Annotated in this window: 14 protein-coding genes; 9 read left to right on the forward strand and 5 right to left on the reverse strand. The window is 67.4% G+C overall.

The features are described from left to right. The 5 genes from RBH18_RS36055 to RBH18_RS36075 form a co-directional block, all read right to left on the reverse strand. Positions 1-1,350: DEAD/DEAH box helicase (locus tag RBH18_RS36055; RefSeq protein WP_306214980.1), on the reverse strand; the 1,350-nt coding region annotated here is incomplete at its 3' end. Positions 1,351-1,423: 73 nt separating this feature from the next. Next, positions 1,424-2,731, reverse strand: coding sequence for an AAA domain-containing protein (locus tag RBH18_RS36060; protein ID WP_306214993.1), 1,308 nt, complete (start codon positions 2,729-2,731; stop codon positions 1,424-1,426). After that, entirely contained in the window at positions 2,728-4,194 is a 1,467-nt protein-coding gene (locus tag RBH18_RS36065; RefSeq protein ID WP_306214981.1) for a hypothetical protein, read from the reverse strand. Before RBH18_RS36065 ends, RBH18_RS36060 begins: the two co-directional genes overlap by 4 nt. Further along, positions 4,191-5,273 carry a hypothetical protein gene (locus RBH18_RS36070; RefSeq protein ID WP_306214982.1) on the reverse strand — a complete coding sequence of 361 codons (1,083 nt, stop codon included), beginning with the start codon at positions 5,271-5,273 and terminating at the stop codon, positions 4,191-4,193. The genes RBH18_RS36065 and RBH18_RS36070 overlap by 4 nt, the downstream gene beginning before the upstream one ends. A 34-nt stretch (positions 5,274-5,307) precedes the next feature. Next, positions 5,308-6,102, reverse strand: a complete 795-nt coding sequence (locus RBH18_RS36075; protein ID WP_306214983.1) for a hypothetical protein — start codon at positions 6,100-6,102, stop codon at positions 5,308-5,310. Between RBH18_RS36075 and RBH18_RS36080 the strand changes: the two genes are divergently transcribed. The 9 genes from RBH18_RS36080 to RBH18_RS36120 form a co-directional block, all read left to right on the forward strand. Then, on the forward strand, positions 6,094-7,950 hold the full coding sequence (locus tag RBH18_RS36080; RefSeq protein ID WP_306214984.1) for an ATP-binding protein: 1,857 nt from the start codon (positions 6,094-6,096) through the stop codon (positions 7,948-7,950). The genes RBH18_RS36075 and RBH18_RS36080 overlap by 9 nt on opposite strands. Beyond that, a complete protein-coding gene (locus RBH18_RS36085; protein ID WP_306214985.1) occupies positions 7,917-8,639 on the forward strand; it encodes an AAA family ATPase in 723 nt (240 codons plus the stop codon). The genes RBH18_RS36080 and RBH18_RS36085 overlap by 34 nt, the downstream gene beginning before the upstream one ends. Continuing rightward, the gene (locus RBH18_RS36090; RefSeq protein WP_306214986.1) at positions 8,636-9,004 is read left to right on the forward strand and encodes a hypothetical protein; all 369 of its coding nucleotides are present in this window, start codon (positions 8,636-8,638) and stop codon (positions 9,002-9,004) included. Before RBH18_RS36085 ends, RBH18_RS36090 begins: the two co-directional genes overlap by 4 nt. A 113-nt stretch (positions 9,005-9,117) precedes the next feature. Beyond that, a complete protein-coding gene (locus RBH18_RS36095) occupies positions 9,118-10,716 on the forward strand; it encodes a hypothetical protein (protein ID WP_306214987.1) in 1,599 nt (532 codons plus the stop codon). Then, entirely contained in the window at positions 10,713-11,474 is a 762-nt protein-coding gene (locus RBH18_RS36100; RefSeq protein WP_306214988.1) for a hypothetical protein, read from the forward strand. Before RBH18_RS36095 ends, RBH18_RS36100 begins: the two co-directional genes overlap by 4 nt. Beyond that, a complete protein-coding gene (locus RBH18_RS36105; protein WP_306214989.1) occupies positions 11,471-15,913 on the forward strand; it encodes a hypothetical protein in 4,443 nt (1,480 codons plus the stop codon). Before RBH18_RS36100 ends, RBH18_RS36105 begins: the two co-directional genes overlap by 4 nt. Beyond that, complete coding sequence (locus tag RBH18_RS36110; protein ID WP_306214990.1) at positions 15,910-16,959, forward strand: Wadjet anti-phage system protein JetD domain-containing protein; 1,050 nt, start codon at positions 15,910-15,912, stop codon at positions 16,957-16,959. The genes RBH18_RS36105 and RBH18_RS36110 overlap by 4 nt, the downstream gene beginning before the upstream one ends. A 139-nt stretch (positions 16,960-17,098) precedes the next feature. Next, the gene (locus RBH18_RS36115; RefSeq protein ID WP_306214991.1) at positions 17,099-18,181 is read left to right on the forward strand and encodes a PDDEXK family nuclease; all 1,083 of its coding nucleotides are present in this window, start codon (positions 17,099-17,101) and stop codon (positions 18,179-18,181) included. Between the two features lie 485 nt (positions 18,182-18,666). Beyond that, positions 18,667-18,955 (forward strand): hypothetical protein (locus RBH18_RS36120; RefSeq protein WP_306214992.1); only part of this gene is annotated, 289 nt, incomplete at its 3' end.

Raw genomic sequence — 18,955 nt, forward strand, 5'->3', positions numbered from 1 at the left:
GAGGGCCTCGGGGGTGCGACCCAGAAGTTCGTCCAGCCGACGCTGCAGACCTGTTTCCCCTATATTTCGGACCTCGAGCATTTCCTGCCTGCGTTGCTCCAAGCGCCGGCGGCGCCGTTCCAGCGAACGCAGGATTGCCTCCGGGCTGGATGCGAGTCGCCGCTGCAGGACGGTGAGGGCGAACCCGACGGTGTTTCCGCGGCGGCCGTCGCCTTCCGCCTTGAGCTGTTCGGCCCGGTTCATCTCTTCCCGGACGTACTGCGTGACAGCCTCGTAGAGAGCCCGCTCGTCGTCGGAGAGCTCGTAACGAAGGCTTTCGGCAACTCTTTCCGGGAAGAGGGGCTTACTGTCGAAGGTGAGAAGTTCCTCTTTCACCATCCGACGCATTAGGCCGCCGGTGTCGATCGAGTGCACGGCGTCACGGAAACGGCCTTCGAAGCGGTCAGCGTCAAGCAGCGCAAGGAAAAGCTGGAAATCTTCTTCCTTCCCGGCGTGCGGCGTGGCCGTCATCAACAGCAGGTGACGGGCTACCCTACCGAGCAGGCGGCCCAGCTCGTAACGTTTGGTGGTCTTCAGCTCGGCGCCGAAGTAGTGGGCGGACATTCGGTGGGCTTCGTCGACGACGACCAGGTCCCAGTCCGAACGCTCGAGTTGTTCGCGGAGGTCCTCGGCGCGGGAGAGCTGGTCCATTCGGGCGATCAGCAAGGGCGTGTGCTCGAAGACCGACTCGTCCAGGCTTGTGTCGATGAGAGTTCGGGTGAGTACCTCGAACCGAAGGCCGAACTTGTCGAGCAGTTCTTCCTGCCATTGCTCGACCAGGCTGCCCGGCGCGACGATCAGGCATCGTGCCAGGTCCCCCCGCAACATCAGTTCCTTGATGTAGAGGCCTGCCATGATCGTTTTGCCTGCGCCGGGATCGTCGGCGAGCAGGAAGCGCAACGGGGTTCGCGGCAGCAACTCCCCGTAGACTGCTTTGATCTGGTGAGGGAGCGGATCAAGGTTACTGGTCGTCACCGCCAGCATCGGGTCGAAACGCGCTGCCATGCGGAGGCGCAGGCCTTCCGCGGCGAGCCGGAACAGCGCGGGGTCACCATCGAAGGAGAAGGCTCGCGACGATTCCGCCATTGACAGGGAGGCTTCGTGATCGCGGTAGAGCAGCCGCTCACTAGTCCGGCCGGCATCGTCGCGGTAGGTCAACGTGATCGCCATGGAGCCGTGCCACTTGACGTTCACCACGGTGACCACACCAGCCGCGATTCCACCCAGGCGAGTGCCCGGAGTGAGCTCCTCCAGCTTGACGCCGAGCTGGTGGACACCAGGGGCCACCGGCCGCCATAGTCCGCTGCTCATATGTGTTCCTCTCGTGCGCTCCGCGCCGCAATGTCGGAGCCTATGTCATGTCGCTGTCCGAAACCGATCGGCCTCAACTAGTGATCCGGTGTGTCTCCAAATGAGTCATAAGAGTCTGGTTGGCGGCCCAGCCGTCGGGGAACTTGACCGGCTCGTGGAGGTGGACGGGCTCTGTTGACGGGTGAGCGTCGAGCAGTTCGTGGATGCCTGCGCGGCCGACGATGACGCAGGCCTGGCGGTGGCGGGACGTGAGCACACACAAACGGCCCGCTTCGAGGTGGAACGCGGTTGCGTCCCGGCGGCCCGACAGCGGATGCAGCACCACCGTCACGTCGTACTCCCGGCCCTGCAAGCGGTTCGCGGTGTCCACCGTGATGTCGGGTTGATCGGTCAAAGCGGCCCGCAAAGCGGCGACCTGGTCTCGGTGGGCGGCTCCGACGGCGATGCGCGACGGCGTCACCGGGCCTGACGTCGAACCGGACCGGGCGACGGGGCCTCGCTCCACGAAGCGCCGGGCCACGGCGGCCACGGCGTCGACCGCCTCGGCGTCGGTACGCATAGTGTGCCGGGCGGGGAGCTCGAGATAGCCCCAGCCGGAGGCGGCGGCCTCCTCGACCACGGCGTCCACGGGCGTCCGGCCGAGGGCCCGCGTCGTGAACGTCAGCTCCCGCTCACCTGGGCCAGTCCCGGTGCGGAAACCGGTGAACGGGTAGAACGCCGAGGCGATCACGTCCTGCGCGGTGTGCGGCAGGCGCCACGAGACCGGTAGCTGGTACTCGGGTACGCCGTCGTTGTTGCGGAGCAGGCCGGCCACCGCTGACTGCATTGGGTCCCAGGTGAGCCCCCGCCAGCGGTCGTTCTCCACCACCGAGAACGGGTCGAGCTGGCCGGGGTCGCCGACGAACAGGGCTCGCTCGAATAGGCGGGCGATGGCAAGTAGGGCGTCGGAACGCATCTGATAGGCCTCGTCGACGATCGCCCACTCCCAGGAGCGGTCCTTGACGTATGCCCACTTCGCCGCGGTGGCGATCGTGACCGGGCACCCGACAAGGTTGCTGGCGTCCTTGTCGCAGGCGACGTTGGACAGGCCTGCGACGCGCGCCGACGGCACATACTCGGTGCTGCTCAGGCGCCCGACCAGGACCGATGGGAGCCGGCCGGCGAGCGCGGCGGTCAGGTCGTCGACCTGCTCGTTCGTCTGCGCGACGATCATCAGGCGTTCGCCGTCCTCGACCAGTTCGGCCGCGGCTCGGACCACCAACGTGGATTTGCCGGCGCCGGGCGGCGAGTTGACGACCACGCCGCGGTGCTTGCCGGAGCGGAAGTCTTCCAGAATGGCCAGCGTCGCCTGCGATGCCTCGTAGGCGGGGTCGAAAGTCATTCCCACACCTCGCGGGCGTCGTCGTCGGTCGGCGTGTACGGCTTCGGCGGCCCGCCGTGGGTCCACGGCGTGTCCTCGGGCGGCGGCAGTTCCGGTGAGCGCATGCTCTCCGGGAACACGCTGGTGTAGGTGAGCTCCTCGCCGAGCGTCGGGACGGTGCCCGGTGCGGCGGTTCCGGCGCGGCCCATGCCGTTCTCGATCTGCAACTCCACCCCGTCGCCGTTGACGCTCAGGATAGTGACGTCCTGCTTCGGGCGGCTGGGGGAGCGCAGCTTGGTCGCGGCGAGGAGCCGAACCGGGTCGCCGGTGCGGACGACGACGCGCGGGCGCAGGACGCGGCGACCCTTGTCCGACAGGATCTTGCGGTCGGGCTCGACCTCGACGACCGTGCCGACGAAAGCCTCGCCGGTCACTCGGAAGCTCGCCATCACCAGCGGGTCATCGAGGGCGCACGTGGCGTCGTACTCGTTCTGCTCCCGTTCCAAGCGTTGCAGCCGGCGCGCCGCGGCCACCGCCCCATCGCGGCGGGCCTGTGGGAAGCCGCCGCCGCTGACGTAGATGTGGTGGCTGGTGAACTCGGTGCGGTCGTTGGTCCAGCGGACGGGCACCGTGTCGCCCGGCGGCAACGTACGCAGCAGGTCGATCGCCTGCCACATCAGCCGCCACGTCGGCTCGAGCTGCGAGCGCAGGTCGCGTTCCAGCACGGCCAGGGCGCGCTCGTGTTTCCCCTCGTCGTACAGGCGGATCGCCGGCGCCAGGATTTCGTTGTCGAAGGTGGGGTCGGTGCTGGGGCCGGCCGGCGGCCAGATCGTCGGATCCTCGGCTTCGCGCGCGGCGTCAGTCGCAGCCACACCGGCGGGCGGATCGATCCAGGCCAGCAGGGCGGCGAGGTTGGCGTCCTCCATCGCGCTCTGCCCGGTCGCCCAGTGCCGGCCGAGCGCGGACGTCATGGCGACCAGCGCCGACGAGCCGGGGTGCTCGAACCGCTCACCGAACCAGGTGAGCCAGCGTCCCAGCAGCGGCACCTGCGGCGACACGGCGTACTCGCCGGTCGTGCGCCGGAAGCGGGTCGAGCGGCCGAAGAGGCCCACGAAGGCGGCGCCGGCCGGGTTGGGCACCAGCATCTGCGGTGCGTCCAGGTAGCGCGTCCTGGCTTCCTTGCCGTACGTCTCGACGCCCTGGCGGGGGCGATCTTCGATGTACCGAAGGATGATGTCGGCGAGCTGGTCGGCGAAGGTGAACCGCAGGGTGCGGTTGCGCGGCTGCGGAACGAACAGCATGGCCGGGTTGTCCCGGTCGGTGCCGATCATCGCCGCGAGCGGTGCGTTGGCCTCGCCGGCCATGGTGAGCGGCACGAAGACCAGGGGGTGGTCGCTCAGGTGCAGATGGCGCCGGGTGGCGATGGGGTACGCCCGTCCGCCGTCGACCGCGAGCGCCCGGGCGTATGAGGAGATCGCGCTCATGCCGCGACCGACCCGTAGATCAGGGCCGTGGTACGCAGCATCGCGGCGGCCTCTTCCTCCTCGACCGACGCGACCACCTTGCTCTGGGCCAGGTCGAGCGCCCGTCGGACGTACTCGACTCCGCCGAGCTCCTCCCGGACCGTCGTGCCCAGCGCCGACGTGCAGCCGGCGGCTTCGTGGCGGCAGAAGTACGCCATCTCGCAGCTGTTCAGGCAGGACGGCGCGTACCGCGCCTCCATGATGGACAAGGCGGACACCAACTCGTCGGGAGTTTGGGTGGCGAGGTCGAGGCTGAGCCCGTTCGGCAGCTGCTCGACCAGGTTGTCGATGCGCGCCAGACGGGTGAGCTGATGGTCCAGGGTGATCAGCTGCTTGCGTACGTCAATCTTGACCGCCGTGGGCTGATTGGAGAAGTCCTTCGGACACACCAGCACCACGTCGTGCGAGACCTTGTCGTCGCCAAGCAGGCGGCGCAGCGCGAGCACGTAGACGGCCGACTGCCGGGCAGCCGCGGCGACCTTCGACCCGTCCGCCTGGTCGTCGATGATCGCGAACGACTTGATCTCGACGACGTGCAGGACGCCGTCGTGGTGGAAGGCGACCAGGTCGGGCTCGAGGTAGACGATGTTGCCGCCGACGTCGAGGCTCAGCAGCGGGTGGTCGAGGAACGTGAGCGGCTCGCGACCCTCGACGGCGGCCTTGAGGGCCTGGCGGGCGCGGGTGTGCCGCACCTCCTGGCTCGCGTTGCCGCCGACGTCGTTAAGGTCGGTGCTGCCCACCTCTTCGATCTCCAGGCCGAGGACCTCGCGCAGCAGACGCAGCAACTCGGCGTACCCGTTCGCCTTCACCTGAGCCTCGAACGAGTTGCCCCGGGTGATCGCGAACTGGGACTGGCCGAACTTGGCCGGGAACCCGATCTGCTTGGCCAGCGCGTCCTTGTCGATGCCGGCCGCGTCGAGCACGGCACGCCGCGCGCAGCCCGGGTTTCCGGTCAGAGCGGCCACCGTACGGGCGTTGTGCCGCTTCGCGGGAGCGGAGCCGCGCAGCCGATGGAGTCGGTGGGGGGTGTCGTCGGACATCTTCGTTCCTTCGCGGAAGAACGGGAGAGCGGGGTCAGGAGCCGGTGGCCGCGGCGCGACCGAGCCGGGTGCCGAACAGTTGTTGTGCCGGGGTGAGCTGGTCGAGGGCTCGCTTCGCGGCCGCTTCGCGGTGCGACCGGTCGGCGTCAAGGTGGATGGCCAGTTCGGCCTGGGCGACCTCGGCGACAGCGGCCGGGGTCATGGCGTTGGCGCTGGTGGCTGCTCCCGGGATCGTGGCGGCGAAGCGCCACAGCAGCCGCCGGGCGTTCGGGCCCGTCTCGCCGAGCCTTTCCAGATGTTCGGCAAGCCGACTGGCGGCGGTGAGGAAATCGACGCGCAGGCTGAGCGGGCCGATGATCCGCGTGGCCATGGGCCAGGACGAGACGGCGATCAGCCCTCGGGCCGGCGCGAGGTGGTCGGCGGTCAGGGCGGCGCAGAGATAGTACGGGCGGGAGTACGGCGCGGACTGGAACGAGCGCTCCTCGTCGCGCCGCAGGCTGGTGAGCTTGGTAGGGGTCAGCTCGCCGGTCGCGAACGCCTCGTGCACGGCGACCACGAGTTTCGGAGCCGCCGGCGCGCCGAGCAGGGTCAACGCCTGATGCACCTGTTCGCGTACGGGAAGAAGTGGCCCGGAGGCGGGTCGCGGAGCCGGGACGAACGGGGTCTTGTCCGCCAGTTCTTCATCGAGGAGCGCTTCCCACTCGCGCTGGGCCTGGCGTAACTGCTTTCGCAGGCTGGCGACGCGCTCGCGGTCGCCGGCGGTCAGCGCCCGTCGCACCTCGGTGCGCAGATCTTCGATCCGCCGATCGAGGGCCTCGACTTGTTCCATGCCGATACCGTACAGTCTCCCAGCAAGTTCCAGCAATCCCCAGTAACTGCCTCAGGTTGCCTTCCCCCGAGGCGGCCCACCGTAACGTCGGCATGGGAGCAGACGGTGAGTACGACTCACGCACTTCTGGAGCATCTTTTCGACCGTTTGACCGAGCAGCGCACCTCCGATCAGACCGCCGAGGTCGTTCTCGGCGCCTTCGCGGGGGAACGCCAGCTCCGCGTCGTGCTTGATGGTGCCCCGGCCGACCTGCCTGTCCGGGAGGCCGAGACGGCCGAGCAGCGGCACGTCTTCCTCGAGCGCATCACGGTGACCGGCTTTCGCGGCATCGGCGCCAAGGCCGCGCTGCATCTGCAGCCGCAACCCGGTCTGACGCTGGTCATCGGGCGCAACGGTTCGGGCAAGTCCAGCTTCGCCGAGGCCGTCGAGCTCTCTCTCACCGGCGACAGCAAGCGCTGGGCCGAGAACAACCGGATCTTCCGCGAGGGCTGGCGCAACCTGCACCATCCTGACCAGGCGGCCATCGAAGTCACAGCGCGCCTCGACGGATCTCCCGCACCCGTGCACCTGCGCCGCCGCTGGCGCGACGACGCCGCCGAACCCAGCGATGCGGCCGCCGACGTCCGCCACGGCGACCAGACGTACGCCGACGTCGACGCTCTCGGATGGCGCCAGCCCCTGGAGGCGTACCGCCCGCTGCTGACCGCCAACGATCTGGGCCGGCTCATCTCGTCGCGGCCCAGCGACCTGTTCGACGCGCTCGCGCCGCTGCTGGCCATCGAGCCGATCACCAACGCCGAGAGCCTGCTGAAGCAGATCAGGCGCGAACTGGACACCCAGCTCAAGGCGGTGTCCGACCGGCGAAAGTCCCTCCGCCAGGCGCTCGGCGGGGTCGACGACGAGCGTGCCCGCGCGGCGGCCAAGCTGCTCGCGTCCACTCGGCCCGACCTTGACGCCGTCGACCGGCTGCTGGGCAACACGGACGACGTCGACCCTCAGGTGACGGCGTACCGGAGGCTGGTCAGCCTGCCGCCGTTGCCGACGGCCGAGGAGGTCACCGCGGTGGCGGACACGCTGACGGCGGCTGCGGTCTGTGTCCGGGAGGCACCGGACAGCAGCGTCACCGAGGGCATGGCCCGGCTGCTTGAAGCTGCCACCGAACACTATGACGCGCACGGTGGCGGCCCGTGCCCGTTGTGCCGTGCCAGCGTGCTGGACCAGCATTGGCGTACCGAAGCTCAAGCGGAACTGGATCGCATCCGCGACGATGCGGCTGCCCGCCGCTCCGCGATGGAGAGCCTGGCCGTCGCGCGCCGGAAGGTCCAGGCACTTCCGGTCGGCGCGGGAGTGCCCACGACGCTGCCGGAGGACTTCCCAGCCGACCTCCGCGAGCGGCTCAGGACGGCGTGGACCATCTGGTCGGGTCTCAGCGCCGATGCCGACCCGGAAGCGGTAGCCACGCATCTCACCAGCACCTATCCAGCGTTGCTCCAGACGGTCGCGGCGGTACGCGAAGCGGCCATCCTCTGGTTGCAGGCGCGTCACGACCAGTGGCGTGACCTCGCCGCCCAACTGCAGCAGTGGCATGCCGACGCCGTCGCGGCGCGTGTTCACGAGGCTCCGCTGGCGCGCGTCAAGGAGGCCCTCGACTGGTACAAGCCACTGATCGAGAACCTTCGCGCGGAGCAGTTGGCGCCGTTCGCCGCCCGGTCGCAGCAGATCTGGGAGGAACTGCGCCAGGAGAGCCACGTCGAGCTGGCGGGGATGAAACTCGACGGGTCGAGCACCCGGCGACGGGTCGCGTTCCCGGCCACGTGGACGGCACCGCGACCAGCGCGATGTCGGTGATGAGCCAGGGGGAGATGCAGGCTCTCGGTCTGGCCGTGTTTCTGCCCCGCGCCAGCGCGGACGCCAGCCCGTTCCGGTTCCTCATCATCGACGACCCGGTGCAGAGCATGGACCCCGCCAAGGTGGACGGGCTCGCCCGGGTCTTCGCCGACCTCGCGCAGACCCGTCAGATCATCGTCTTCACCCACGACGATCGGCTCCCGGAAGCCGTCCGTCGCCTCGAGATTGGCGCAACCATCTGGGAGGTCGTCCGCCGGGAGAACTCGACGGTGGAGATCCGCAAGAACATCGACCCGGTGAAGCGCTACCTCGACGACGCTGCGGCTCTGGCCAAAACGCGGGACATGCCTGTCGAGGTCCGTACGCCGGTCATCGTGACCTACTGCCGGTCGGGCCTCGAAGCTCGCTTCCACCAGATCATCCGTGCCCGTCGGATCGGTCGCGGCGAACCTCATCGCGATGTCGATGCCCTGATCGGCCGCGCCCGCACCACGATGCAGGTGGCCGCGCTCGCTCTCTTTAACGACATGGATGCCGGCGGCCAGGTTTTCGGCAAGCTCAACACCGCGCACGGCGGGTGGGCGGCAACCGCCCTGCGCACCTGCAAAGAAGGCGCCCACGGCGCCGCCGTCAACGACCCCGAACAGCTTGTGGCCGACGTGGCTCGTCTCGTTGCGAGGCTGAAATGATCACTGCCGAGAGCTACCTGGCCAGCGCCGCCGACCTGATGACGAGGCCGGCCACTGGTACTCGCGGACTCTGGCCGCGGGCGAGTGCGTGGCTCCTTCGTCTGGCCTTGGAGGCGGCACTGGACCGCTACTGGCAGGCGATGGCTCCCAGCGTGGCGGAATGTCGTAATCGGCGGGCGCAGCTGATGATGCTGCGGGAGTACGCCGGTGCCGAGACCGCGCAGCGGGCGGCTTATCTGTGGTGGGCGTTGTCGCGGGCCGGACATCATCACGGATACGAACTGGCTCTTACGGCCGGAGAGCTCCGGCACTTGCACACCGAGTCGCGTGCCATGGTCGCGACCCTCAGGCAGACGTCGAAGTGAACCGTGATTGTCGCCTATTGGACGTCACCAGACACGCCGCGGCCCAGCATAGCCATTGATTGACTTGGACATACGGTTACCGTACGAATACGGAATCGCATGGAAGGGGATAAGTGGACGACTTGTTCGACTGGCCCAGTGGCTCCGCCGTGTCAGGGTCACCCGCACCAGCGGAGCTCTCCGTCTTCGACCCCACCTTCCCGGCGCGGGTTGCGGTGCTCATGCGGTCGCGCCCGATCACCGAAGCGATCATCGCCGCCAATCGGCAGGAGTGGCCGGCGGCCACCTACGACATCGCGACGTTCGCCCTCGCCGCCATTGATCTCGTCATCGCCCAGCAGGGCTTCGCGGAGGAGGCCACCTACAACGACGTCGTAGGTGGACTCACCACACTCGCCCGGCGTACCGCACCGGAACGGCCCGCTTCGGAACACCGCCGCATCGGCGAGCACACCGTCGACGCCCTTCTCAACCGAGGCGAGCGGGAGGCGCCGTTCACCTACAGGATCAGCGACTTCACCGACAAGGCCCGGAGCCACCAGCGACGGCAGGTGCAGTTTCGGCTGCTGGTTGAACGAGAGGACCCAGTGCGGGGCGAGGTCGTGCTGTACGCCACCCGAGACGCGATTAACGCGCTGGTGGGCGGGCTGGAGTTCGATGTCGAGGACGAGCAGGTGGCGAACGAAGTGCTGCTGGAACGCCAGCTGGCGAAGGGCGCGTTCGATGCCGCTGAACGTGCCGCGGTCCGGGCTCGGCTGCTGTCGGTGTCGCTCGCCGAGGACCTTCATGAGCTGATCAAGAACACGCGCAGGGATCTGCGCGCCGTTATCCAGGAATGGGCGACGGCCGTTCCGCGACGCCTCACCACGGCTCGGGAACACATCGCCGGCCGCATGGAGGCCGAGCACCGCCTGCTCGCTAAGGTCCGCGAGTCACTGGAATCCGATGATCAGCAGGTGACCATGGCGGCGGCTCGGATCGCCGCGCTGCTCACCGAGTGCTCGCGCCGCCACGACGCATTGCACCGGCAGGTTATCGCCGCCCGAGGGGTGTTCCTGGAGGAGCAAGACCGGCAGTCGTTCCGGCCGCCGGCGCTGGGGCACCTACCCGACATCAGCCGGGAGATCCTTGCCCCATTGCTCGCTCTGGACAGCGAAACTGCGCTGGCAATCACCGACAGGTGGCTGTCGGACATCACGGGTCCGCGACCTCCGAAACTGCCCCGGCTGTACCGACTGATCTACGACCTGTGGGCGGTCCGTGACTCCGCCGCCGATGATCGTGAACTCGACGACGATGACGAGGCGGGAGATCCAGATCCGCCGACGATCGGGCCGCACATTCTGGACGCGGCCCGGCGAGTCGTCGTCAGGACCGGCTTGCCCACTCGTCTGTCGGCCTTGCTTGTTGACGCCCTGACGGACCCTGGCCTCGACAGCAGCGCTGACCGGCAACGAGCTGCGGAGATCTTAGCGCTGGCCGCGCTGTGGTGCTTCGCACCCGAGGCGACCGACACCGAACACACTGCATCGGTCGACTTGACCGCACGGATCTTCGGGCCGCGCGCCGTCGCGGACGCCGATGACCTGAAGGTCGATCTGCCGGGCTGGGACGGCGACGACCTGATCATCGCCCCTCACCCCGAGGCCTTGGCAACCGTTGCCCCGCAACCGGTCACCGAGCATCCGTGGAAACACGCGGAGGCGGTATGACTCTGACACAGAACGATCACACCGACATCGGAACCCTGATCGCGTACGCGATACAGCCCACCCAGCGTCCCGGACGCAGTCAGGAATACCGCAGAGTGCTCGGCCGATACCGTACCGAGTCCGACTTTCGGATCGCCGCCGATGCCGTACTGCACGGTCTGTCCGCCCAGGTCTTATCCGACGGCAATTTCGGGCTCGTCCTCGGCGTCAGCCCCGAGTCGCCGTTCGCCTTCCGGGTCGGCGACATGCCCCACGCGGCGACTCGGATCGGGCGATTGATGGCCGGCCTCGTCCTAGTCGGCGTGGCCGCCTACGCCTACCCCGCACCGGCCGACCTGGAAGAGGAACGGGTCCGCCGGGTCACGGACGTCGAATTTGAGCAATGGATGCGCGCGGTATGCGAGCGCATGCAGAAGCACGACGCCGCCGGCGAGCCGGTTCCCGACGACGGCTTGGACGAGGCGTGGCGCGCCTACCACGAGATGCCCTCCACACTCGTCGGCGACAGAGGTCGTGGCTCCGGACGGCTGTCACCCAAGTGCACCCTGTACTGGGTTCGCAACATTCTGGGCTGGCTCGTGGAGCAAGGCATGGCCCGTGCCGACAGCACCGGCGGGACCTGGATGCTCACCGAGCGATTCCGGATCCACGTCAAGGACATGGCCAGCGAACCCGCCTACACCTTCCTGGCGGAAATCGCCCGACGGCCGCAGGCTGCCAGCCAGCCCTTCGCAGCCGACAACGGGGAGGAGGCGTGACCTATCATCTGGCCGCGTTCCGGCTCCATTCGATCGGAGAACGATCCGCCCGCTTCACCGACGTCATGCTCGACCTCACCGCCCCGGACGGCGGCAGCGGCCACCCCGCCGATTCGGTCGTGTGGCTGCGCAACGGTGGCGGCAAATCATCGCTGCTGTCGCTGTTCTATGCGCTGCTGCTGCCGAGAGCGATCGACTTCATGGGTCGTACGGTCAAACGCAGCCTCACCGACTATGTCGACAGCGGCGACACTGCACACACCGTCGCGGCATGGCATCCGGCCGCCTCGGACACCTTGGACGGCTCACCGGACCGTATCCTTATCACCGGTGTCGTCTATGAGTGGTCCGACCTGCGCCGGCCCGCTGACGCCGACCGGGCCCGCGACCGGCTCGACACGACCTTCTACGCGTTCTACGCGGTGCCGGACGTACTCGACCTGCCACGCCTTCCCATCCTCGATGCTGCCGGTGAACCGCGTCACCGGGCGGACTATGTCGCCGCTCTGAAGGAATTTGCGGCGACCTACCCGCAGGCCATGGATCTGGTCATCGCCGAGAAGCAACACGAGTGGACGGCCGCGCTGACCAGCCGAGGTCTCGACCCAGCATTATTTCGCACGCAGAAACAGATGAACCACGTCGAGGGCGGCGTGGAGGACATGTTCCGATTTTCGTCGGCCCGCGAGTTCATCGACCTGCTCATCGATCTCACGGTCGCACCTGAAGACGCGATCGGCGTCGCGGATCGCCTGGCCTCGATCGCGTCGCTACTCGCGACCAAACCCGCTAAGACAGCCGAGCGTGATTTCTGCCTCGACTCGGCAACGGGCCTAGACCGCGTCCACGTCTGCCAGCTGGAGGTCGGCGCGGCGGCGCTCGCCCTGCAGCAGGCCGTCGACGAGGCGGCCAAGCTGTCCGCCGCCTTCGCCGCGACCGTCTCCCAAGCGAACAACCGAATCGAGGCGCTCGCCGAGCAGCGTGACGGCATCGAGAAGCGCCGCGCTGCTGCCGTGACCGAGGGCGGTGCCGCCTACGAGCTCGTCTACCTGTACGAGGAACGTGCCGCCCAGATGCGATTGCGCGCCGCGCAGGAGCAACTCAGCCGGGCCGATAACGACGTAAAGGATGCCGCCGGTCTCATCGAAGCATGGGAAGCAGCCGAACATCTGGCGCAGAAGCAAGAGCTGCTGGACGCGTTGGAGCGCACCCGGCGAGAGGCCGGTGAGGAACGCGAGCGCACCGCGCCATTGCGGCGCGAACACGACGAGCACAGCGCGCGCCTGAGAACCCGGCTGCACACTCTAGCTAGAGCACACCAGGCCGGAGCCGAAGCGGCTGCCGAAGCCGCCAAAGTGGCGAAGGCAGACGTGGCGGCCTACCGCGCCGCGGCGAAGGAAGCCGACCAGCAGGCTCAGGCAGCCGACAAGGACGCGGCGACCGCGACAGCTCGGCTGGAGTCGCTGACCGCAGACCTGCGCACGGCCGTCCGCGACGGCGCGCTCCCAAGCGAACAGACCGATCCGGCCGAGCACGACGCCGTTCTCGCCGAACAGCACGTGACCCTCACGGGCGTTCTGGAAGAGATCCAAAGCCGTCGTGAACAGCGGCCGGCGGTTCGACGCGCACTGATGAGCACACTAACCATGCAGACGGGCGAGCAGGTCCGCCTCGACGCGGAACGCACCCGGCTTGCGGAGGAACACGCCGCACTTGCCGAACGCGCTTCCAAGCTGGTCGCCCGCGAACGAGTGCAGGATCTGACCGAGGCAACCGGCGACGCCCCTGTTGATCTCTGGGCCGAGGCGGACACCCTGACCCGCCGGCTGTCAGACGCGATCGTCGATACCGACATGGCCCTCGTTCGGCTTGAGGCCGAACGCATCGATGACCAGCGCATCCTCGACGTACACGCGCGCACCGGGCTCCTACCCACCACCCTCGACGCCGAACGGGTCCAGGCCGTTCTGACCGAATATGACATCACTGCCGAAACCGGTTGGGCCCACCTGCGCACGCTGCTACCCAGCGCACGCCTGCTGGAAACGGTCACCGATCCGGACCTCGCGCGCCTCGGCGTCGGTCTCGTCATTCCCACCGCCCAGGCAGACGAGGCCGAGACCGCGTTGGCCATCGTTGACACGGCAACCACGGCACTCGTCGGGGTTTACACCGCCCAGGCTGCCGCCGCGATCGTCAGCGCCATCAAGATAGGGCCCGATGAATCGGATCCGGTCTGGGCCGGTCTGCATCGAGGCTTGGTGGACCCTGCCTGGGCCGAAGGCCACATGCGACAGGTCGCCGCCCGCGCCGAGACGTACACCGAGCAGCAGTCCCGGCTGTCCGAAGCGCGTGCGGCCGACCGGGCGTTGCTCAGCGAGCTCGCCGAGTTGCTCACCGACTGCCCCACTGGGCACCTCGAAAGCCTCACCGGCCGCGTCGACGACCTCGACAACACCCTGCTTGGCATCGCGGCAGCACTCGAAAAAACTGGCGCGGAACTCGCCGCACTTGATGAAGCGGAGGCCGGGGACACAGCGGCCGAGCAGGGGACGCAGCGACAGATCTCCCGTATCGAGACATCTCGCGCCCGCCTTTCCAGCCTGATTCAAAAGGTGGAGGCAGCCTCGCAGTGGCGTCGCGACCTCGCTGAGGCTGATTCGCGATCGGAGCGCGCCCGCGATCAGGCCAACCGCTGCACGGAGGAGGCGAACAATGCCCTCGACGACGCGACCGAGCAGAGCAGCCTCGCCGATACCGAGGGCAGGACCGCCGGCGCATACCGGACCGAGGCCGCCGGCCTGACATTCCTCGACTCCGATCCGCAGAGCCCCGACGATCCGGCGGTTTCCCTCGACGTCCTCCGCGCCCGCCATCAGGAGGCTGCCCGCAACTGGCAGGTCCAGGCCTCCCAGTCGGTCCTCGCCGAGCGGGAGCGCAACCTCACCACGGGGCTGTCGACCGAAGAACAGGCGCTCGCCGCGGTCATCGCCGAGACCCGGCAACGTGCTGCCGCCCTGCTTGTAACCGCGGAGGGGCAGACCAAGCCGGCTCGGGCGGCGGCACTGGCTGCCGCCCGGAAGGCGAAGGAGGAGGCGGTCGGCCGGAACGGCCGCGCCTCCGGCGACATCGAACGGCACGATGCGACGCTCGCCAGGATTCGGAGGCGACGCACCGATCCGCCCAAGCGCGCATTGCTGATCGAGCCGACCACCGCGGAGCAGTCCGACGCTTTGGCAGTTGAACAGGATGAGATCGGCCAAGGGTGCGTTGAGAAGCGGACAGCCGCAGAGGGCGAACTCCGCGACCTTGAGGGTAAGCAGGGCCACTATCAGGCTCGGATCACTGCCTTTGAGTTGCTCGCCGATGGTCTTCCCGACCCGGCCGGCTGGGTTGTCGCGCCGTTCGCTGGGACCGACGACGAGGCCAAGACCCACAAGCAGGCGCTGATACGGGCCCTGCGTGCCACGGAGAAGCGCGCAAGCGACGCCGCAATCTCCCGGGCGAACGCAGTCGGGGACCTACGGACAACAGGCAGCAGGTATCCCGCGGTTACCACACCCGCAAAGGACCGCGTCGTCCACGACAACGAAGAAGTACTGGCGCAGCATGCGGGCACCCTTGCGAATCAGCTCAGACTGCGCGCGAACATGATCGACGGCGAACTCGCCGACATCGCCAAGGATCAGGCGATTGTGACCGACTCCCTCGCCCGCCTAGTCTCGAACACCCTCGACACCTTGCGCAAAGCCGAACGGTACTCGCGAGTAGCGACGAAAACCGGAGGCTGGGCCGGAAAACAGATGCTCAGAATTTCCTTCGAAGCGCCCGCCAGCGACGCCGACCTGCGCACCTACGTCAACCGCGTCGTCGAGCGGCGTATCGCCGACGGCGTCAAACCGGAAGGACTGCCGCTGCTCAAGGACGCCGTTCACGAGGCGGCCGGAACCCGAGGCTTCACCGTCAAGGTCCTCAAACCCGCGCTCGACCTCGTCCCTACCACGGAAGACATCACCCGGCTCGGCAAATGGTCCGGCGGAGAAAAACTGACCGTCTGCGTCGCGCTTTACTGCACCATCGCGGCGCTGCGCGCCGCCAACGCTGGACGCCGTGACCGCTCCGGCGGTGTCCTGCTGCTCGACAACCCGATCGGCCGCGCCTCACACGGCAGCCTCGTCGGACTCCAGCGGACAGTCGCCGCTGCCCACAAAGTTCAGCTCGTGTACACCACCGGGGTGAAAGACCCCGATGCCGTTTCGCGGTTTCCCAACGTCATCCGGCTGGACAACCGGCCGGGTCGCACCCGGAACCGCCGCTACATCGTCCCGGACGGCGCCCTTACCAACACTGACCAGCGACTCATCACCGGCGTCCGCGTCGCACACGACGAATCGTCCAGCGGCGGGGGAAACCAGTCCCAGACGGAGGCGTCGCCATGACGACAGCGCTGGGCGACATCATCGCCACCTATGTCGCGGAACAGCCGACAAGCCGCGTACGGGTCGACGGACTGCTGCGGCACGCCACCGCCGCCGACCCGACACTCGTCGGCGATCCCACAGCAAGAACCCGGCTTGCCGCCGCCCTGGCCGGCCTCGCCGAAGCAGGCGCCGTCGTGCTGCCGAAGACACGCTCGGGTTGGGACAACCGGACGAACCCGCCCCTACCGCTCTGGGTGGGCAAGACCGGGCCCCGCCAGGTCCGGTTAACACCGGCACCGCGAGTCTGGCCGCAAGCACTCGAAGCAGCCGCCGCGATCGCCACCCGGCCGGACGAACACCAACTCCTTGACAGAATCGCTACCTGGCTGCGGAACAACCGCGGCGCCGAAGCTGTCCCTCTCGAGGAGCGCTCGCTGGAGATCCTCGACGATGAGAAGGCTCTCGCCATCGAAACGACCAAACGACTGTTCACTACCGGCGTGCTGACCCTCGACCTCCTTGCCTGCTATCCCACGCCCATACCCTTCCCCTCCCAGCACGTGCCCGGAAGAGGACCGACACGGCTACTAGTGGCGGAGAACAACGCTACGTTCCACTCGCTCCTGCAAGCCGCCCGGCAGCTCGACCCGGATGTTCGCCCGGATCTGCACATCGGTTGGGGCTGCGGCAACCAGTTCCCTACCTCCATTACAGCGGTGGCCCTGCTCGATCCGGTGCCGACTGCGCTCTACTACGTAGGCGACCTTGACGTCGCCGGCTTGCGCATCGCAGTCAGCGCTGCGGCGATGGCAAACGCCCAACGGTTGCCACCGCTACAACCGGCCGCCGCGCTGTACCGCTGGATCTTTGACCGCGGCGTTCCCCGCCCAGACAGGTCGAACACCGGCGCCAAGGCCTCGAGCACGCTCGTTGCTTGGATGCCGCAAGATCTACACCAGCCAGTCGCGCAACTGCTTGAGCAGCGACAGCGCATCGCCCAAGAGACTTTGGGCCTTCGCGCGTTGCGTGCCGAGCCGGATCTGCTCCCTCGGTCCGTCGAATGATCGCGAGACCAAGGCTGGTCGACGCACCGACGGGAGCGGGTGCTGGCCAGCTAAGCCCGTACTTAGCAAGTGGCCTCTTAGCAGCCCTGTCCTGGAACCTCTACTCGCATGTGGCACTAAAACACCTAGGAAGGTGATTATGAGCCCTGCAGCGTATGTCTTCCGCATTGACGGTGTCGATGCAACGCCGTTCCAGCGCTCTGCCATGGCCGAACAGGGCCTGCTTGAGGTCGAGCATCTCGAACGTTGGGTCGTTGACCACCCGGAGATACTCGGCGGCAGTGTACGGATCGTCACGAAGCAGTTTGATCGCTGGGCGACCAGCGGCGGGCAGGTCGCGGCAGAGCGCTTGGATATTCTCGGACTCGACTCCACCGGACAGCTCGTTGTCGTAGAACTTAAGCGCGACGGCGATAAGCGCGTGCATCTCCAGGCATTGACGTACGCTGCCCTGGTTGCAGGATTTACCAAGGAATCCCTCGGCTCGGTACACGCGGACTATCTCAATAAGTCACCGCAAGAGTCGCCCCTGACCCCGGAAGCAGGACTTGCGGCATTGGCCGACCACGTCGAAGGCGACTGGGGCGAGGAGCTGCTGACGCGACCTCGCATCGTCCTCATCGCAGAGCGCTTTCCTTCACAAGTCATGACTACCGTCAACTGGTTGACCGAGCTCGCTCCTCGCGATCTCGTTATCCAGTGTATTGAGCTCAGCCTTTTTAGAGAGCCGGACGAGTCGAGGAAACTTTGTGCCACGTTTCAACAGATCTTCCCAATTGACGACATCGCAGATCGGATCCTCGGACCAACGGTTCAACAAGGTACCTCCGGCGTCAGCGCAGAATTGGCCGCCCGGTCTCGTCGACAACGCTCCGTGGCGGTCATTGTCGATAACGGTCTGATCCCGAAGGGCGCCACTTTAGCGCTGAGCGTCGAGACGCTTGTACGGCCACAATCGGTTGCGGCGGTGCGTGCTTGGATGGAAGCGGACCCGAATCGGTCGACGACAACATGGAGTGGAGACCGGGCGAAGCCTCTTAAATGGGCGGGTGCACCTGATGTCGACTGCTGGTCTGCATCGAAACTTGCGCAGAACATCGTCGAAATGGCAACGGGCGAATTTAGGGTGCTGTCCGGTCCCGATGCCTGGACGTACGAGGGTAAGAGCCTTTACTCGATCGCGAATGAGTTTCTTGCGGGCGCCGACGCTGAAACTACTTAGTGCGCTGCCCGTTGTAGCGCAGGGTGATCTTCCTGCTTTGTCGATGCGGTCGTGGCGGAGCCGCTCGTGGGTCTTGTTGGTGGGCTGCCGGCCGGGGCGGGCTTTCGGGCGGGTCTGGTAGGCGGTGGCCGGGGTGGCTCGCTGGGGCAGGGATCGGTGCGGGCGGCGGTGGGCGGAACGTGCTCGGCCGGCCTCGATCGGCCCGGGAGGAACACACGTTCACACTCGACCTCGAGCCGAGTGACAGGCTCACCGGTCTCTCCGTACGGGCGGCCGGCAAGCGCCTCGTCCTTCTGCTGTCCAGCTGCCCGGCGTCGTCGTATGGGGTTCCGGACATTGATGCTTGTGGCTGATCGGTGGGCGCCCATCCGCTCTCAGAGTTGTTCCGCCAAGCTGGCGCTGGGCGCGGACGGCGATGAGCCTGGCCCGTATGGGCTGACTCCGGTCGGCGCCCGGCCGCGACGACAAGCATTACAGTCGCATTTGTGAGCGCAGATCAGGGTCTTGTCCAGGTGTCCGATTCGTTCGGCGTACGCCGCACCCGAGCCGGATCGGTCGTCGCGGATGACGGGACGAACTACCAAGTCAAGTGGGATGACACCGATGAGGAAGAGCTTGTTCCACGGGGCGCCGGCGTTCACGTCGCGACGAGGGGGTCGCTGCGTTTCCTGGCTCTGTCCGACTCCCGGCTGTTCCACGCCGTCTTCGCCCAAGAGCCCCTTGCGGTCGTTCTCCACCTGCTGGCCGAGTCGTCGGTCCCGCTGAACGTGCGAG

Source organism: Actinoplanes oryzae (assembly GCF_030757795.1).
Classification (GTDB): Bacteria; Actinomycetota; Actinomycetes; order Mycobacteriales; family Micromonosporaceae; genus Actinoplanes.